At 67.0% G+C, this 14,782-nt stretch carries 23 protein-coding genes; 12 read left to right on the top strand and 11 right to left on the bottom strand.

Annotation, left to right across the window (positions count from 1 at the left end; translation table 11 throughout):
- Nucleotides 1-14 precede the first annotated feature (14 nt).
- The 4 genes from rplS to FFS23_RS20505 are packed head-to-tail and all read right to left on the bottom strand — an operon-like array spanning nucleotide 15 to nucleotide 1,843.
- The gene (gene rplS, locus FFS23_RS12970) at nucleotides 15-407 is read right to left on the bottom strand and encodes a 50S ribosomal protein L19 (protein WP_038660889.1); all 393 of its coding nucleotides are present in this window, start codon (nucleotides 405-407) and stop codon (nucleotides 15-17) included.
- Nucleotides 408-411: 4 nt separating this feature from the next.
- Entirely contained in the window at nucleotides 412-1,137 is a 726-nt protein-coding gene (trmD, locus tag FFS23_RS12965) for a tRNA (guanosine(37)-N1)-methyltransferase TrmD (RefSeq protein ID WP_137898927.1), read from the bottom strand.
- Nucleotides 1,134-1,508: a type II toxin-antitoxin system VapC family toxin gene (locus tag FFS23_RS12960; RefSeq protein ID WP_137898926.1), complete on the bottom strand. Its 375-nt coding sequence runs from the start codon at nucleotides 1,506-1,508 to the stop codon at nucleotides 1,134-1,136. The genes trmD and FFS23_RS12960 overlap by 4 nt, the downstream gene beginning before the upstream one ends.
- Entirely contained in the window at nucleotides 1,508-1,843 is a 336-nt protein-coding gene (locus tag FFS23_RS20505) for an AbrB/MazE/SpoVT family DNA-binding domain-containing protein (protein WP_249340673.1), read from the bottom strand. The genes FFS23_RS12960 and FFS23_RS20505 overlap by 1 nt, the downstream gene beginning before the upstream one ends.
- 91 nt (nucleotides 1,844-1,934) lie before the next feature.
- Between FFS23_RS20505 and FFS23_RS12950 the strand changes: the two genes are divergently transcribed.
- A complete protein-coding gene (locus FFS23_RS12950) occupies nucleotides 1,935-2,840 on the top strand; it encodes an NAD(P)/FAD-dependent oxidoreductase (RefSeq protein ID WP_137898925.1) in 906 nt (301 codons plus the stop codon).
- Between the two features lie 375 nt (nucleotides 2,841-3,215).
- On the opposite strand, the gene rimM is transcribed toward FFS23_RS12950, so the two are convergent.
- The 5 genes from rimM to FFS23_RS12930 form a co-directional block, all read right to left on the bottom strand.
- The gene (gene rimM / locus FFS23_RS12945; RefSeq protein WP_137898924.1) at nucleotides 3,216-3,716 is read right to left on the bottom strand and encodes a ribosome maturation factor RimM; all 501 of its coding nucleotides are present in this window, start codon (nucleotides 3,714-3,716) and stop codon (nucleotides 3,216-3,218) included.
- On the bottom strand, nucleotides 3,682-3,828 hold the full coding sequence (locus FFS23_RS20130) for a hypothetical protein (RefSeq protein ID WP_171009480.1): 147 nt from the start codon (nucleotides 3,826-3,828) through the stop codon (nucleotides 3,682-3,684). The genes rimM and FFS23_RS20130 overlap by 35 nt, the downstream gene beginning before the upstream one ends.
- 57 nt (nucleotides 3,829-3,885) lie before the next feature.
- Nucleotides 3,886-4,308: a 30S ribosomal protein S16 gene (rpsP, locus tag FFS23_RS12940; protein ID WP_137898923.1), complete on the bottom strand. Its 423-nt coding sequence runs from the start codon at nucleotides 4,306-4,308 to the stop codon at nucleotides 3,886-3,888.
- A gap of 40 nt (nucleotides 4,309-4,348) precedes the next feature.
- Nucleotides 4,349-5,857: a signal recognition particle protein gene (gene ffh / locus FFS23_RS12935; protein ID WP_137898922.1), complete on the bottom strand. Its 1,509-nt coding sequence runs from the start codon at nucleotides 5,855-5,857 to the stop codon at nucleotides 4,349-4,351.
- Between the two features lie 384 nt (nucleotides 5,858-6,241).
- A complete protein-coding gene (locus tag FFS23_RS12930) occupies nucleotides 6,242-6,817 on the bottom strand; it encodes a DUF924 family protein (protein WP_502702128.1) in 576 nt (191 codons plus the stop codon).
- Here FFS23_RS12930 and mtaB point away from each other — a divergent pair.
- The 3 genes from mtaB to FFS23_RS12915 are packed head-to-tail and all read left to right on the top strand — an operon-like array spanning nucleotide 6,816 to nucleotide 9,690.
- Nucleotides 6,816-8,078, top strand: a complete 1,263-nt coding sequence (mtaB, locus tag FFS23_RS12925; protein ID WP_137898921.1) for a tRNA (N(6)-L-threonylcarbamoyladenosine(37)-C(2))-methylthiotransferase MtaB — start codon at nucleotides 6,816-6,818, stop codon at nucleotides 8,076-8,078. The two genes, FFS23_RS12930 and mtaB, sit on opposite strands and share 2 nt — an antisense overlap.
- Entirely contained in the window at nucleotides 8,075-9,013 is a 939-nt protein-coding gene (ftsY, locus tag FFS23_RS12920) for a signal recognition particle-docking protein FtsY (protein WP_038660910.1), read from the top strand. Before mtaB ends, ftsY begins: the two co-directional genes overlap by 4 nt.
- Nucleotides 9,014-9,051: 38 nt before the next feature.
- Nucleotides 9,052-9,690 (top strand): inner membrane-spanning protein YciB, encoded by a 639-nt coding sequence (locus tag FFS23_RS12915; RefSeq protein WP_137898952.1) that lies wholly within the window; start codon nucleotides 9,052-9,054, stop codon nucleotides 9,688-9,690.
- Between the two features lie 142 nt (nucleotides 9,691-9,832).
- Here FFS23_RS12915 and FFS23_RS12910 read toward each other — a convergent pair whose 3' ends face one another.
- Both FFS23_RS12910 and pspF read right to left on the bottom strand, forming a co-directional pair.
- Complete coding sequence (locus tag FFS23_RS12910; RefSeq protein ID WP_137898920.1) at nucleotides 9,833-10,438, bottom strand: superoxide dismutase; 606 nt, start codon at nucleotides 10,436-10,438, stop codon at nucleotides 9,833-9,835.
- 86 nt (nucleotides 10,439-10,524) lie between these two features.
- The gene (gene pspF, locus FFS23_RS12905) at nucleotides 10,525-11,577 is read right to left on the bottom strand and encodes a phage shock protein operon transcriptional activator (RefSeq protein ID WP_137898919.1); all 1,053 of its coding nucleotides are present in this window, start codon (nucleotides 11,575-11,577) and stop codon (nucleotides 10,525-10,527) included.
- A 174-nt stretch (nucleotides 11,578-11,751) separates the two neighbouring features.
- Between pspF and FFS23_RS20125 the strand changes: the two genes are divergently transcribed.
- From FFS23_RS20125 to FFS23_RS12870, 8 genes are all read left to right on the top strand, one after another.
- Nucleotides 11,752-11,889: a hypothetical protein gene (locus FFS23_RS20125; RefSeq protein WP_169742524.1), complete on the top strand. Its 138-nt coding sequence runs from the start codon at nucleotides 11,752-11,754 to the stop codon at nucleotides 11,887-11,889.
- A 63-nt stretch (nucleotides 11,890-11,952) separates the two neighbouring features.
- Nucleotides 11,953-12,618 carry a phage shock protein PspA gene (gene pspA / locus FFS23_RS12900; protein ID WP_038660919.1) on the top strand — a complete coding sequence of 222 codons (666 nt, stop codon included), beginning with the start codon at nucleotides 11,953-11,955 and terminating at the stop codon, nucleotides 12,616-12,618.
- Entirely contained in the window at nucleotides 12,614-12,886 is a 273-nt protein-coding gene (gene pspB, locus FFS23_RS12895; RefSeq protein WP_038660922.1) for an envelope stress response membrane protein PspB, read from the top strand. Before pspA ends, pspB begins: the two co-directional genes overlap by 5 nt.
- A 1-nt stretch (nucleotide 12,887) precedes the next feature.
- Nucleotides 12,888-13,262 (top strand): envelope stress response membrane protein PspC, encoded by a 375-nt coding sequence (gene pspC, locus FFS23_RS12890; RefSeq protein ID WP_038660925.1) that lies wholly within the window; start codon nucleotides 12,888-12,890, stop codon nucleotides 13,260-13,262.
- Between the two features lie 44 nt (nucleotides 13,263-13,306).
- Nucleotides 13,307-13,615 carry a hypothetical protein gene (locus FFS23_RS12885; protein ID WP_249340674.1) on the top strand — a complete coding sequence of 103 codons (309 nt, stop codon included), beginning with the start codon at nucleotides 13,307-13,309 and terminating at the stop codon, nucleotides 13,613-13,615.
- Nucleotides 13,616-13,629: 14 nt separating this feature from the next.
- A complete protein-coding gene (locus tag FFS23_RS12880; RefSeq protein ID WP_137898918.1) occupies nucleotides 13,630-13,893 on the top strand; it encodes a hypothetical protein in 264 nt (87 codons plus the stop codon).
- 12 nt (nucleotides 13,894-13,905) lie between these two features.
- The gene (locus tag FFS23_RS12875) at nucleotides 13,906-14,184 is read left to right on the top strand and encodes a hypothetical protein (protein WP_137898917.1); all 279 of its coding nucleotides are present in this window, start codon (nucleotides 13,906-13,908) and stop codon (nucleotides 14,182-14,184) included.
- 157 nt (nucleotides 14,185-14,341) lie between these two features.
- Nucleotides 14,342-14,575: a hypothetical protein gene (locus FFS23_RS12870; protein ID WP_038660937.1), complete on the top strand. Its 234-nt coding sequence runs from the start codon at nucleotides 14,342-14,344 to the stop codon at nucleotides 14,573-14,575.
- Nucleotides 14,576-14,782: the final 207 nt, after the last annotated feature.

The raw sequence follows: 14,782 nt of genomic DNA, 5'->3' as shown, positions 1-14,782 counted from the left end.
CCGGTAGCGGCGGATTACTCCGCGGCGACGCTGCCCTTGGCGGGACGCGTGTCACGACGCTCGGCGATACGCGCCGACTTGCCGGTGCGGCCACGCAGATAATAGAGCTTCGCACGACGCACGGCGCCCTTGCGGACGACGTCGATCGAATCGATGTTCGGCGAATACAGCGGGAAGACGCGCTCGACGCCCTCGCCGAAGCTGATCTTGCGCACGGTGAACGACGAGCCCATGCCCTTGTTCGACCGCGCGATGCACACGCCTTCGTAATTCTGGACGCGGGTGCGCTCGCCTTCGACCACCTTCACGCCGACCTTCAGCGTATCGCCGGGACGGAATTCGGGGATCGCGCGCTTCGCGGTCAGCTTTTCGATCTGCTCGGCTTCGAGCTGCTGAATGAGGTTCATGTCTTCAGTCCTTCGTTCGCCGCGCGCCAGAGGGAGGCTGGACCCGAGCACCCTCATGGCGCTCCCACAGGTCCGGCCTCCGTAGCCGTGTATCGGTCTCGGCCTTCGACTTGCGCCAGGCCGCGATCCTCGCATGATCCCCCGATCGCAGCACTTCGGGGATCGTGCGCCCTTCCCAATCGAATGGTCGGGTATATTGCGGATATTCGAGCAGCCCCGTTTCGAAGCTCTCGTCCACACCGCTTGAAGCCGCGCCCATTACGCCGGGGAGCAGGCGAATGCAAGCATCGAGCAGCACCAGCGCCCCCATTTCGCCGCCCGACAGGATATAGTCGCCGATCGACACCTCCTCGATCTCGCGGCCCTCGAAGATGCGCTCGTCGAACCCCTCGAACCGGCCGCAAAGCACGACGACGCCCGGGCCGGCGGCAATCTCACGCACGCGCGCCTGCGACAGCGGCCGGCCGCGCGGCGTCATCGCGAGGATCGGGCGATCGTCGGCGACGCTGTCGACCGCGGCGGCGAGCACGTCGGCGCGCAGCACCATCCCCGCGCCGCCACCCGCGGGCGTATCATCGACCGAGCGATGTTTGTCGGTGGCGAAGTCGCGGATCTGGACCGGCTCGCAGCGCCACCCCCCTTCCCGCAACGCTCGGCCCGCGAGCGACACGCCGAGCGGACCGGGGAACATCTCCGGGTACAGCGTCAGGATCGTCGCGGTGAAGGTCATCGGGTCCAGTTTTCCACGCGCAGGCCGGGGATATCGGCGAAGTGACGGGTGTTGCCGGTCACAACGGTAAGCCGATGCGACAGCGCGTGCGCTGCGATGAGGCGATCGAAGCCTCCGCGCCGGAATGGCAGGCCGGCGTAGGCCAAGGCCGCTTTATAGTCGAAGTCCAATACGCGAACCTCGGACACGAACGCTTGCAACTGCTCCAGCGGCGGCGCTTTGCCGTTTTGCGTACCTAAGAGAATTTCGGCCAAGGTGATCGCGGATGTCACAACATCCCCTTCGTCGCAGGCCGCCAGCCGGCGCAACAGTGGCTCGCTGGCACCCGACAGCGCGAGGATGATGACGTTCGAGTCGAGCAAATATCTCATCAGACGTCATTGTCGCGTTCGTCGAACAGGCGATCCTCGTCGGAAATCGGCATCAGGTCGGGAGCCGTACCCCAGAATTTGGCGACGTCGATCTTACGCTTTGGCCGATCGGGCAGGTCGAACGATACGTGGGCGTCATCCTCTATTTCCAGTTCAATCTCCGTGCCGGCCTGCAACCCGAGGATCGCTGGCAGCCGCAGCGCCATCGAATTACCAGATTTGAAGATCTTGACCGATATCCGCTTGCGTTCGCGCACTTTGAGCCAAGGCACCGCACCATAAGCGCGATCGATCGCCTGGGCCCGATCGTCAGCTTCGGTATGTGGTTCCGCCATGATACGTTCCTGTGTATACCTCCCTGTATATACAGGAATGGCGTCGTAACGACAAGGGAACCGCGCCATTGGTCGCGCGTCCGGGGTGGCTATGGACGATTGCATCATCATCGGCGCCGGCCCGGCCGGCCTGACCGCCGCCATCTATCTGGCACGCTTCCATCTTTCGATCCGGCTGTTCGACAGCGGATCGAGCCGGGCGGCGATGATCCCGTGTACGCACAATCATGCCGGCTATCCCGAGGGTATCGCCGGCAAGGATCTGCTCGGCCTGATGCTCGCGCAGGCGGAGAAATATGGCGCGCGGCGTGAGGAGAAGAAGGTCACCGCGATCGAGCCCGACGGCGAGACGTTCGCCGTGGTCACCGATCACGGGCGCTATCACGCGCGGACGGTGCTGCTGGCGACGGGAGTGGTCAACCATCGCCCGAACATCCCGCCGGCGGTGCACGATCCGGCGCTGGAACGCGGCCTGTTCCGCTATTGCCCGATTTGCGACGGCTATGAGGTCACCGACAGGCGTGTCGGCGTGATCGGCACCGGCGACCACGGCATGCGCGAGGCGCTGTTCCTGCGCGGCTATACGCGCGACGTCACGCTGATCTCGCCCGAGGCGGAGCATCTGCTCGACGACGCCTGCGCGGCGAAGCTGGACGAGGCCGGCATCGCCCGCGTCCAGGGGCCGTGCGGCGGCTGGGCGATCGAGGGCGAACAATTGGCGGTCGACACCGCGCGTGGGCGGATGGCGTTCGACAGCGTCTATCCGGCGCTGGGATCGCGCATCCGGTCGCGGCTCGCGGTCGCGGCCGGTGCCCGTGCCACCGACGAGGGCTGTCTGGAGGTCGACGATCACCAGCGCACCACCATTCCCGGCCTGTTCGCCGCCGGCGACGTCGTGAAAGGGCTCGATCAGATCAGCCATGCGATGGGCGAGGCCGGGGTCGCGGCGACGACGATCCGCAATCTGCTCAGCGAGCGCCAGCCGATCCGGCGCTGATGTTGGACGACATGGACAAGATGGACACCTTAATGGAAACGATCCACTCCGATCGTTTCCATTTCTGTGGTGATCGCGATCGTTCGATGAGAAAGAGCATTGGGGGTATAGCAGAATAGGGAAGTGTAGGACAGCGTGGGGGGCGGCGCCGCCCCACCGAGGGGGCGATATCGCATGAGCTGCGGTGAGACGCACACTCGGCCGTCACGGGAGATTCGTCACCCCGGACTGGTTCCGGGGTCCACGCTGCGGCGAGGAGCAAGACCTGAGATCCAGCCGTTCTCTTGCGGCCCGGTGGACCCCGGAACAAGTCCGGGGTGACGGCTATCGTGAGGAACCCGGGCCAGCCTCACCGCCGTAGGAGGGGGTTGCGCGTCACTCGACGAAGTCGGCGTTCACCACCAGCCGGTCGGCGTCCCATTCGGGCACCGCGTCCGCGTTCATCGGGACCATGAAGCGTTTGCCGTCGGGCCGTTCGATCTCGAGCACGTCGCCCGCGCCGAAATTCTCGATCAGCACGACCTGACCCAGCGCGCTGCCGTCGGTGGAGACGGCGGGCAGGTTCAGCAGATCGGCGTGATAATATTCTCCCTCGGCCAGCGGCGGCAGCGCCGAGCGCGGCACGGTGAGTTCGGTGCCCCGCAACGCTTCGGCGGCGTTGCGGTCGACGACCTCGGCGAAGCGCACGATCAGGCCGTTGTTGCCGGCCTGCGCCGACTTGAGCGTCAGCGCGCCATGGTTGAAGCTCTTGTAGCTGCCGAAATCCTCGGCGAAGACCTTGAGGCGCACCTGGCCGTTCACGCCATGTGCGCCGATCACCACCGCGAGCGTGACGCTGGGCTCAGCCCGGCGATCCGCCGTCTCCTGCTGGGGCATCGTCGTCTCCCTCTGCGGGCTCGGTCGCCGACACGCCCTGGTTGGTGGCGTCGTCGGTGGCAGCGTCGTCGAAGTCGTCGGCGGCGGTGCGGGGATCGGGTGGAACGGCCATGATGCGTCAACTCCTTCGCTGGGAAGAGGTCAACGCATCACCGCCGGCTTTCGATGCTTACGCCTCGGTGGTCTCGGCGTCGGCGGCCGGAGCCTCCTCGGCGGCCGGGGCGGCGGCGGCGGCCGCTGCGGCCTGTTCCTGCGCCTTCAGCTTCTCGGCACGCTCCTCGGCGCGCTCGGTCGCCTTCTCGCCCGGCTTGCCCTTGTTCGGGTTCGAGCGGGCGGCGCGCTCACGCACGCCGGCGACGTCGAGGAAGCGGGCGACGCGGTCGGTCGGCTGCGCGCCGTTCGACAGCCAGTACTTTGCGCGCTCGGTGTCGAGCACGATGCGGTTCTCGGCGTCCTTGGCGAGGAGCGGATTGTAGTTGCCGATCTTCTCGATGAACTTGCCGTCGCGGGGCGAGCGCGCATCGGCGACGACGATGCGGTAGTAGGGACGCTTCTTGGAGCCACCGCGCGACAGGCGAATGCTAAGTGCCATTGTAGATATTCCTTCGTTCTAAGTCGGTTACGTTGCTCTGTTATTTCTTCTTGAGAAGATTTTCGAAGCCGGGGGGCAATTTGGGCATGCCGTCCTGGCCGCCGCCGAGGCCGGGGAGCCCCTTGGGCAGGCCGCCGCCCGCCCCACCCCCGGCTTTCTCCATCATGTCGCCGAGGCCGGCGCCGCCGAGGGCATTGCCGAGGCCACCCATGCCGCCCTTGCCGAGCATCGCCATCATGCCCTTGAGGCCGCCCATCTTCTTGATCTTCTTCATGGCGGTCGACATTTCCTGATGCATCTTCAGGACCTTGTTGACCTCCTGCACCGTCGTGCCGGAGCCCTTGGCGATGCGGATCTTGCGCTTGGCGTTGATGAGTTCGGGCTTGGCGCGCTCCTTCAGCGTCATCGAGCCGATCATCGCTTCCATATGGATGAGCATCTTGTCGCCGCCCGCGGTGGCGAGCGCGCCTTGCGCCTTCTTCATCCCCGGCATCATGCCGGCGAGCGCGCCGAGGCCACCCATGCGGCGCATCTGCTGGAGCTGGCCGCGCAGGTCGTTCATGTCGAACTGACCCTTGGCGAGCCGCGCGGTCATCCGCTCGGCGTCTTCCTGCTGGATCGATTCGGCGGCACGCTCGACGAGGCTGACGACGTCGCCCATGCCGAGGATGCGGCCGGCGACGCGGCTGGGGTGGAAGGCTTCGAGCGCATCGAGCTTTTCACCGGTGCCGGCGAATTTGATCGGCTTGCCGGTGACGGCGCGCATCGACAATGCGGCACCGCCGCGCGCGTCGCCGTCCATCCGGGTCAGCACGACGCCGGTCAGCGGCACCTGTTCGGAGAAGTTTTGCGCGACATTGACCGCGTCCTGACCGGTCAGCGAGTCGACGACGAGCAGGATTTCCTGCGGCGTGGCGATCTCCGCCACCGCCTTCATCTCGTCCATCAGCGCCTGATCGACGTGCAGGCGCCCCGCGGTGTCGAGCATCAGCACGTCGAAGCCCTGGAGCTTCGCGGCCTGGAGCGCGCGGCGGGCGATATCGACCGGCTGCTGGCCGGCGATGATCGGCAGCGTCGCCACCTCGATCTGCGTACCCAGCGTCGCGAGCTGTTCCTGCGCATTGGGGCGATTGACGTCGAGCGACGCCATCAGCACCTTCTTGCGCTCGCGGGCGACGAGGCGCTTGGCGATCTTGGCGGTGGTCGTCGTCTTGCCCGAGCCCTGCAGGCCGACCATCATCACCACCGCGGGCGGGGTGACCGACAGTTCGAGCTCCGACGCGTCGGCGCCGAGCATCTCGACCAGCGCGTCGTTGACGATTTTGACGACCTGCTGCCCCGGCGTGACCGAGCGGAGCACGTTCTGGCCGACCGCCTGTTCGGTGACCTTGTCGACGAAGCTGCGCGCCACCGGCAGCGCGACGTCGGCCTCGAGCAGCGCGACGCGCACTTCGCGCATCGCGGTCCGCACATCGGCCTCGGTCAGCGCGCCACGGCCACGCAGACGGTCGAATACTCCGCCTAGCCGGTCGCTCAGACTGTCGAACATCGCCTCGAAACCCTCATCAAGCCACGCAACGCAAAAGACGCCGGCGGGCGAAACCTCGCCGGCCAGCGTGCACCCGTGGGCGCTTCATCGATCGCATTCCGTGGAGGAACGTGCGGGTGCCTTAGGGGAAATCGCGGCGGGGCGCAAGGTTGGTGGATTTTGAGGCGGGTGGCGACGCGAGGATGTGGGCTTGCCTCTCGACCCCTGCCTCTTTTCGTCTGCCCCTTTTCGTCATCCCGGCGGACGCCGGGACCCATGGATGCGGTGAACTAGGACGTTGCGCGCGACCATAGCCGCATCGTGTCCATGGGTCCCGGCTTTCGCCGGGATGACGAGGAGGGAGCGGATGACGAGAGGGGAGCGGGACGACGAACGCGGGGCTCGTTACCAGCCGGCGTCGGGCTGCGCGAGATACGTCTCTTCCTCCTTCGTCGACTCGCGTCCCAGCGCGGCGTTGCGACTGGGGAAGCGCCCGTACTTCACGATGACGTCGCGATGGTCGCGGGCGAAGGCGAGGTTCTCCGCAATCCCCAGCGCCTCGAACTTCGCCACCGACAGGTCCTGCATCGCGAGGTCTTCGGCGTGCATCAGCGGCATGTAGAGGAACACCCGCCGCTCGGGGGGATAGCGATCCTCCCAGCCGTTGCCGATCGCGAGCCGGGTCAGTTCGAGCGCGAGACCGTCGGCGGCGAACGCCTCGGCCGACCCGCGATGCAGGTTGCGCGAGAATTGGTCGAGCAGGATGATCGCCGCGAGCAAAGCGTCGGGATCGTCGCGCCACCCCTCCGCCCGCGCACGCAGCACGCCGTCGCGCATCGCGCTGAACCGGTCGGCGATCGTCCGGTCGAGGTCGTCGTCCTTCGCGAATTGCTGTTCGCCGGTCAGCCCGAACCAGAAGTCGAGCACCGCCGCCGCCATGTCATGGACTTGACCGCCTTCGTTGACTAAATCGCCCGCCATGTCTGCTCCTGCGCCAGAGGTGATCTCCCTCGGCTGCCGCCTCAACATCGCCGAGAGCGAAACGATCCGGACGCTCATTGCCGGGCGGGATACCGTGGTCGTCAACTCGTGCGCGGTGACCAACGCCGCGGTCAAGGCGACGCGGGTCGCGATCCGCCGCGCCCGCCGCGCGCGGCCCGGCGCCGAGCTTGTCGTCACCGGCTGCGCCGCGCAGCTCGATCCCGCGGGCTTCGCGGCGATGCCCGAGGTCGACCGGGTGATCGGCAATGGCGAGAAGCTGCTGCCCGCCGTCTGGAACAGCCTCGCCCCCGTCGTCGTCGGCGATATCATGCAGCTGCGCGAAACCGCGCCACATCTCGCCGCGAGCTTCACCGGCCATGCCCGCGCCTTCGTCGAGGTGCAGAACGGCTGCGACCATCGCTGCACCTTCTGCGCGATCCCGTTCGGGCGCGGCCCGAGCCGGTCGGTGCCGGCGGGCGCGGTGGTCGAGCGGATCGCCGGGCTGGTCGACGCCGGCCATGCGGAAGTGGTGCTGACCGGGGTCGATTTGACCAGTTACGGCCACGATTTGCCCGGCGCGCCGACGCTCGGGATGCTGGTCGAGCGGATCCTGCGCCATGTGCCGAAGCTGGCGCGGCTGCGGCTGTCGTCGCTCGATTCGATCGAGATCGACGAACGCCTGTTCGAGCTGGTCACCGACGAGGCGCGGGTGATGCCGCATCTCCATCTCTCCTTCCAGGCGGGCAACGACCTGATCCTCAAGCGGATGAAGCGGCGGCACAGCCGCGCGCAGGCGGTGGCGACGGTGGCGCGCCTGAAGGCGGCGCGGCCGGATATCGCGATCGGTGCCGACCTGATCGCCGGCTTCCCGACCGAGGACGAGGCGATGTTCGCCGATACGCTGGCGCTGATCGACGATGCCGATATCGTCCACGGCCATATCTTCCCCTATTCGCCGCGCGCCGGCACGCCGGCGGCGCGGATGCCGCAGGTCGCGGCGGCGGCGATCAGGGCGCGCGCCGAGCGGTTGCGCGACGCGGCGGCGCGGCGCAAGGCGGCGTGGCTGGCGGCGCAGGTCGGATCGGTGCAGCAGGTGCTGCTCGAACGCCCCGGCGACCGCGGCCATGCCGGCAATTTCGCGGAAGTACGGCTCTCCCCCTCCCCCGTTCGGGCTGAGCCTGTCGCGGGGCCGACGGGAACCGTGATACCCGTCCGCATCACCGCCGCCACCGACTTCCACCTTCTAGGTACGATGATATGAGCACCACCCCCACCTGGCACGAGCGGCTGCTCGGCGGCTTCAAGAAGACCTCGGACCGGCTCGTCGGCAATCTGGCCGGCCTCGGCGGCGCGCGGCTTGACGACGATACGCTCGACGAGGTCGAGGAGGCGCTGATCGCCTCCGACCTCGGTCCCGATACCGCGGGCAAGATCCGCACCCGGCTCGCCGAGGGGACGTTCGAGCGCAACATGGAGGAGCTCGGCATCCGCCTCGTCGTCGCCGAGGAGGTCGAGAAGACGCTGGCGCGCGTCGCCACCCCGATCGAGGTGACCGCCTTCCCGCGGCCGCAGGTGATCCTCGTCATCGGCGTCAACGGCTCGGGCAAGACGACGACGATCGCCAAGCTCGCGCATCTGCTGATGGAGCAGGATTACGGCGTGATGCTGGCGGCGGGCGACACCTTCCGCGCCGCGGCGATCGGCCAGTTGCGCACCTGGGCGGAGCGGGTCGGCGTGCCGATCGTCACCGGGCCGGAGGGCGGCGATGCCGCCGGCGTCGTCTGGGACGCGGTGAAGAAGGCGACCGAGACCGGCATCGACGTGCTGATCGTCGACACCGCGGGGCGCCTGCAGAACAAGCGCGAGCTGATGGACGAGCTCGCCAAGATCCGCCGCGTGCTGGGGCGGATCAACCCGGCGAGCCCGCACGACGTCGTGCTCGTCCTCGATGCGACGACGGGCCAGAATGCGCTCAGCCAGATCGAGGTGTTCAAGGAGGTCGCCGGGGTCACCGGCCTCGTGATGACCAAGCTCGACGGCACCGCGCGCGGCGGCGTGCTGGTCGCGGCGGCGGAGAAATACGGGCTGCCGATCCACGCGATCGGCGTCGGCGAAGGGATGACCGACCTCAGGCCGTTCGACGCCAACGAGGTGGCGCGGATCATCGCCGGCGTCGATCAGGGGGTGCGCAAGTGAGCGGCGGCACGACCCAGCAATCCTCCCCCGGCCTGCGGATGGGGGTGGAATACGGGCCGCTGCTCGTCTTCTTCGCGGTCAATTTCCTGTTCCCCGCGAGCCTCGCGATGCAGATCGTCGCGTCGGGGACGGGCTTCCTCTCCGATCTCGACCGCGCCGGCGCGCTGGTGATCGCCAAGGTGATCGTCGCGACCACCGCCTTCGTCATCGCCACCGTGATCGCGATGGTCGTGTCCAAGTCGAAGCTCGGCACGATCTCGCCGATGCTGTGGATCTCGGGCGGGTTCGTCGTCGTGTTCGGCGGGCTCACCGTCTGGTTCCACGACCCCAAGTTCATCCAGATGAAGCCGAGCTTCGTCTACGGCATGTTCGCCGCCGTCCTCGCGTTCGGGCTCATCACCGGGCGGCCGCTGTTGCAGGGCCTGCTCGGCACCGCCTATCCGGGGCTGGATGCGCAAGGGTGGCGCAAGCTGACGCGCAACTGGGCGCTGTTCTTCGTCGCCATGGCCGCGCTCAACGAGGCGGTGTGGCGGAATACCAACTGGGACTTCTGGGTCGGGTTCAAACTGTGGGGGGCGATCCCGCTCACCCTGCTGTTCGCCTTCGCGAATATCCCGATGCTGCTGCGGCACGGGTTGAAGACGGACGACCCGCAGGCGGGCATCCCGCCGGAGTGAAAATCCTCCCCGTCACGGGGAGAGGGACCGCCGGCGAAGCCGGTGGTGGAGGGGGATCGCCACGCAGCACACCGTTTGCGGAAACCCCCCTCACCAGCCTGCGGCTGGTCCCCCTCCCCGCCAAGCGGGGAGGAGCTGATGGTTACGCCGCGTCGAAGCGCTTGCCGGCCTCGTCCCAGTTCACCACGTCCCACCACGCCTTGAGATAGCCCGGCCGGTCGTTCTTGTAGGTGAGGTAATAAGCGTGTTCCCACACGTCGTTGCCGAGGATGGGCGTACCCTTGTCCTTGGCGTCGTCCATCAGCGGATTGTCCTGATTGGGCGTCGAGGTGACCTTGAGCGCGCCGCTCGAATCCTTGATGACCCAGGCCCAGCCGGAGCCGAACTGGCCCGCACCCTTGGTGTTGAAGTCTTCCTTCAGCTTGTCGAGCCCGCCATAGGCGTCGATCGCGTCCTTGAGTGCGCCCGACGGCTGCGTCGAGCCCTTGGGGCCCATGATCTTCCAGAAGAAATCGTGGTTCCAATAGCCGCCGCCATTGTTGCGGACGAGCGGCGGCAGCGACGAGATGCGGCCGAGGATGTCCTCGATCGACAGACCTTCGAGGCTGGAGTCGGCGGCGACGCCCTCGTTGAGCTTCGCGGTATAGGCTGCGTGATGCTTGTCGTGGTGGAAGGTCATCGTTTCCTTGGAGATGACCGGTTCCAGCGCGTCATAGTCGTACGGCAGCGGCGGCAGTTCGAATGCCATGGGAAAGGCTCCTCTTGGATAGGGACGATGTCGTCCCCGCGTTAACGCAAAAGCCGGCCTAACGCTCCCGCCCCGTTACGCAAGCGTCACGAACCCGTCGCGTTGATCAGTTCGTGTCGCCGCAGCGCGTGGCGGAGCTGGTCGTAGCTGAGGCCGAGCGCCTCGGCGGTGGCGCGCTGGTTGAAGCGATGCTCGGCGAGCGCGCGGGCGAGCAATTCGCGTTCGAAGCTGGCGACGCGCGACTTGAAGTCGGACGGGCCGGCGTCGCAGGCGGCGACCGGACTGTCCTCGGGCTCCTGCCGGTTGGGTGCGGGCGCGTCGGCGGCGGGCGCCTTGCTTGGGCCGCCACCGGGGCCGCCTTGTGGCCGGAACGGCGAAGCGAAGGGGTCGATCTCGATTCCGTCGACCGGACCGTCGCTCTCCCAGCGATAGACCGCGCGCTCGACGACGTTGCGCAACTCGCGGACGTTGCCGGGCCAGCGGTAATTGTGGAGCTGGTCGAGCGCGCGCGGACCGAAGCCGGGCCAGCGGTCCCAGCCGATCTCCGACGCCATCCGCCGGCCGAAATGGTCGGCGAGCACCGCGATATCGCCCGAACGCGCGCGCAGCGGCGGCAGCGTCACCACTTCGAACGAGAGCCGGTCGAGCAGATCGGCGCGAAACTCGTGGCGATCGACCTTGTCGGGCAGATGCTCGTTGGTCGCGGCGACGATGCGAACGTCGACCCGCAGCGGCCGCGACGACCCGATGCGCGTCACCTCGCCATATTCGACCGCGCGCAACAACCGGTCCTGCGCCGCCATCGACAGCGTCCCCAGTTCGTCGAGGAACAAGGTGCCGCGATGCGCCTCCTCGAAACGGCCGGTGCGCGCCTTGGTCGCGCCGGTGAAGGCGCCCGCCTCATGGCCGAACAATTCCGCCTCGATCAGCGACTCGGGAAGCGCCGCGCAGTTCATCACCACCAGCGGCTGGTCCCAGCGCGGCGACAGGCGATGGAGACGCTCGGCGACCAGCTCCTTGCCGGTGCCGCGCTCGCCGATCACCAGCACCGGCCGGTCGAGCGCCGCCGCGCGGCTGGCACGTTCCAGCGCGTCCAGAAAGGCGCCCGATTGGCCGATGACCTGCGACGTTCGTTCCATCGCCAACATCTGGCGGAAAACGCCAACGTTACGCAAGCGTTCATCCGTGTTTTACAAACATAAGACACGATCAAAGCACGCAAATCCGCCATTTCTTGAATTGGCACGCTCCCTGCAATGATCCTGGCATACCGCCACAAGGTGGTGACAAGGTTCAGAATTCAGGAGGTTTCCATGTTCAAGTCCGAGATCGCTCGCAAGCTCGCCGCCATCGCCTGCACCGTCCTGTTCAGCGCCACCTGCGTCGCTGGCGCGGTCGGCCCGGCGACGGGAGGGAGCCAGAGCGTGACGACCGCCCGCCAGACGGCGTAAAGCGGTTCCAAACCGGGGCGCACGCCAAACCGCCCCGGCCCGTATTCAGGAGCACCGATACCGATGGGCATTTTCTCCCGCACCCGTGACATCGTCGCCGCCAACTTCGCCGACCTGCTGGAAAAGGCCGAAGATCCGGCGAAGATGATCCGGATGATCATCCTCGAAATGGAGGAAACCCTGGTCGAGGTTCGCGCCTCCGCGGCGCGCACGATCGCCGACCAGAAGGAGATGCGGCGCCATATCAGCAAGCTGGAACAGCTGCAGGACAGCTGGACCGAAAAGGCAGAACTGGCGCTGAGCAAGGACCGCGAGGACCTCGCCAAAGCGGCGCTGGTCGAGAAGCAGAAGGCCGCCGACATGGCCGAGCAGCTCAAGATCGAGGTCAAGGTGCTCGACGATGCACTGCGCGCGTCGGAAGAGGATATCGCCAAGCTGCAGAAGAAGCTGACCGAGGCGCGCACGAAGCAGTCGAACGTCCAGACCCGGCTGGAGAGCGCCAACAACCGCTACCGCCTGCGCGAGATGTATTCGGGGCCGAAGACGCACGAGGCGTTCAGCCGCTTCGACATCCTCGAACGCCGCGTCGACGACGCGGAGGGCCGTGCAGAAGCGCTGGGCCTGGGCGCGCCGAAGAGCCTCGAGGACGAGATCGCCGAGCTGCGCGCCAGCGACAAGGTCGACGCCGAGCTCGCTGCGCTCAAGGCGCGCATGAAGAAGGAGGATTGAGATGGACTTCGAAGGAGTTCTGGCGATCTTCCTAGCGCTGATCGGCCTGCCGTGGCTGATCTTCCACTACATCACCAAGTGGAAGCAGGCGCCGAAGATCACCGACGAGGACGAGAAGCTGCTCGACGAGATGTTCAATCTCGCCCGCCGCCTCGAAGACCGCCTCAACACCGTCGAGCGGATCGTCGCCGCCGACAATCCGGACTTCAAGCCGGGCCTCAATGCCCCGCACCAGTCCACCCCTTACCAGATCGACCGGAGGAACTGAGATGTCCGCCCGCACCAAATTCTACGTCGACAAGCAAGAAGGCAAGTGGCTCGGCGTCTGTGCCGGGATCGCGGACTACACCGGCTTCGACATCACGCTCGTCCGGGTCGCGATGATCGTGCTGACGCTGGCGACCTCGGGCTGGGTGTTCGTCGCTTATGTCGCGGCGGGCTGGCTGGCGCCAAAGAAGCCGCTGGGCCTCTACGAGACACAGGAAGACGCCAAATTCTGGCAGGGTGTCCGGACCAATCCCAAACGCTCCACTGCCGAGGTGCGCAGCAAGTTCCGCGACATCGACCGCCGGCTCGCCGACATCGAGCTGCATTATACCAGCCGCAACAGCCGGCTGGCCGAGGAAATCGACAGCCTGCGCTGAGCAACGACTCGGCCCGGCAGGGCTCAGGGAGAATCACGATGGACATGGGTTGGATGGTGCCGGTCGGCGTCGTCGGTGCGATCAGTGCGCGCCACGCCTTCACCACCTGGGTCAAGGCCAAGCATGGCTACCCGATCGAAGACGACAACCGGCGCAGCCGCCGTCGCTGGCGCGGCGCCACCGGGGCCGAGGATATCGAGGCGGAGCGCAAGATCATGCTGCTCAGCAACGAGAACGACAAGCTGACCGGGCAGGTCAGCCGGCTGGAGGAACGGATCGCCGTCCTCGAACGCATCGCCACCGATCCCGCCGAGCGTACCGCCCGCGAGATCGAAGCGCTCCGCGACAAATAGAAGGAACCGGCATCATGGGTCCCGATCACGTCTTCTGCATGGTTCTCGGCGCGGCGATCACGCTCGCCATCCAGTGGTACGGCCGCCGCAAGGTGCGGCAGGCGACCGTCGCCCCCGATCTGGAAGCGCGCCAGAACATCGACCTGCTCGACGCCGAGAACGCCCGCCGCATCGGCCAGATCGACCGGCTGCAAGAACGGCTGGCGACGGTGGAGAGCATCGTCACCGACCGGGCGCACCGGCTCGGCCATGAAATCGAACAATTGCGCGCCGGCTGAAAGGACTGACCGATGAACCCCATGATGATCCCCATCCTCGGCATCTGCTGCGGCCTGCTCGCGATCTTCGGCGGCGTCTTCGTCAAGCCGTGGTTCGCGCTCCAGCACCGCCGGATGGAGATCGAGGCGGACAAGGTCGCCGAAAAGGCAGCGCAATATGCCGCGCAGACCGAGCGGCTCGAGGAGCGCGTCCGCGTGCTGGAACGCATCGTCACCGATCGCGGCGCCGATCTGGCGCAGGAGATCGAGGGGCTGCGCGATCCGCACGTCACGCGCCTGCCGATCAACTGACCGGCGCTGCCCGCAGACACGATACCGACCGCCTCGCCCGCGAGGCACCGACCGACCGACGCGCCCCATGTTGGCGCGCGTCATCACCCACATCCGCAGCACCGCCGATCCCCGCTTATGCGATCGAAGGCTGCGCGACCGCTAACGGAGGCCGATCATGACCGATCCCAACGTCTATCTCACCCTTTCGCTGGTGGCGCTGGCCGGGCTGGCGATGCTCGTCACCGCTTGCCTCTCGGGCTGGCGTGGTTGGCTGGCGCTCAAGCACCAGCAGCTCGACGCGCAGGCGCCGATCGCGGCCGGCCCCTCCGCGGGATCGCGGATCGAGATCGCCGATCTGAAGGAGCGCATCCGCAAGCTGGAGGCGATCGCGGCGGGGGTGGATCTGTAACGGGGAGCCCTCCCCCCACCCACCGTCGTCATCCCCGCGAAGGCGGGGATCCATATACGCTGACGCTGGTGGGTCTCATGCCCCTCAGCGTTTATGGATCCGCCGGATTCACGAGAGAAGTGCACCACTGATAAGGTGGGTGCGCGATGGGACAGAGATACAGGCAGCTCAGCCTTGACGAGCGGATCGAGATTGCGCGGCTACGGG

The organism is Sphingomonas sp. 2SG (assembly GCF_005503285.1).
Taxonomy (GTDB): Bacteria; Pseudomonadota; Alphaproteobacteria; order Sphingomonadales; family Sphingomonadaceae; genus Sphingomonas; species Sphingomonas taxi.
The sequence above is the reverse complement of the archived record's forward strand: the minus strand, read 5'-3'. Positions and strand labels throughout refer to the sequence as shown.

Coding starts and splice junctions, on each gene's coding strand:
- rplS (WP_038660889.1), bottom strand. CDS start 407: ATGAACCTCATTCAGCAGCTCGAAGCCGAGCAGATCGAAAAGCTGACC.
- trmD (WP_137898927.1), bottom strand. CDS start 1,137: ATGACCTTCACCGCGACGATCCTGACGCTGTACCCGGAGATGTTCCCC.
- FFS23_RS12960 (WP_137898926.1), bottom strand. CDS start 1,508: ATGAGATATTTGCTCGACTCGAACGTCATCATCCTCGCGCTGTCGGGT.
- FFS23_RS20505 (WP_249340673.1), bottom strand. CDS start 1,843: ATGGCGGAACCACATACCGAAGCTGACGATCGGGCCCAGGCGATCGAT.
- FFS23_RS12950 (WP_137898925.1), top strand. CDS start 1,935: ATGGACGATTGCATCATCATCGGCGCCGGCCCGGCCGGCCTGACCGCC.
- rimM (WP_137898924.1), bottom strand. CDS start 3,716: ATGCCCCAGCAGGAGACGGCGGATCGCCGGGCTGAGCCCAGCGTCACG.
- FFS23_RS20130 (WP_171009480.1), bottom strand. CDS start 3,828: ATGGCCGTTCCACCCGATCCCCGCACCGCCGCCGACGACTTCGACGAC.
- rpsP (WP_137898923.1), bottom strand. CDS start 4,308: ATGGCACTTAGCATTCGCCTGTCGCGCGGTGGCTCCAAGAAGCGTCCC.
- ffh (WP_137898922.1), bottom strand. CDS start 5,857: ATGTTCGACAGTCTGAGCGACCGGCTAGGCGGAGTATTCGACCGTCTG.
- mtaB (WP_137898921.1), top strand. CDS start 6,816: ATGTCTGCTCCTGCGCCAGAGGTGATCTCCCTCGGCTGCCGCCTCAAC.
- FFS23_RS12930 (WP_502702128.1), bottom strand. CDS start 6,817: ATGGCGGGCGATTTAGTCAACGAAGGCGGTCAAGTCCATGACATGGCG.
- ftsY (WP_038660910.1), top strand. CDS start 8,075: ATGAGCACCACCCCCACCTGGCACGAGCGGCTGCTCGGCGGCTTCAAG.
- FFS23_RS12915 (WP_137898952.1), top strand. CDS start 9,052: ATGGGGGTGGAATACGGGCCGCTGCTCGTCTTCTTCGCGGTCAATTTC.
- FFS23_RS12910 (WP_137898920.1), bottom strand. CDS start 10,438: ATGGCATTCGAACTGCCGCCGCTGCCGTACGACTATGACGCGCTGGAA.
- pspF (WP_137898919.1), bottom strand. CDS start 11,577: ATGGAACGAACGTCGCAGGTCATCGGCCAATCGGGCGCCTTTCTGGAC.
- FFS23_RS20125 (WP_169742524.1), top strand. CDS start 11,752: ATGTTCAAGTCCGAGATCGCTCGCAAGCTCGCCGCCATCGCCTGCACC.
- pspA (WP_038660919.1), top strand. CDS start 11,953: ATGGGCATTTTCTCCCGCACCCGTGACATCGTCGCCGCCAACTTCGCC.
- pspC (WP_038660925.1), top strand. CDS start 12,888: ATGTCCGCCCGCACCAAATTCTACGTCGACAAGCAAGAAGGCAAGTGG.
- FFS23_RS12885 (WP_249340674.1), top strand. CDS start 13,307: ATGGGTTGGATGGTGCCGGTCGGCGTCGTCGGTGCGATCAGTGCGCGC.
- FFS23_RS12880 (WP_137898918.1), top strand. CDS start 13,630: ATGGGTCCCGATCACGTCTTCTGCATGGTTCTCGGCGCGGCGATCACG.
- FFS23_RS12875 (WP_137898917.1), top strand. CDS start 13,906: ATGAACCCCATGATGATCCCCATCCTCGGCATCTGCTGCGGCCTGCTC.
- FFS23_RS12870 (WP_038660937.1), top strand. CDS start 14,342: ATGACCGATCCCAACGTCTATCTCACCCTTTCGCTGGTGGCGCTGGCC.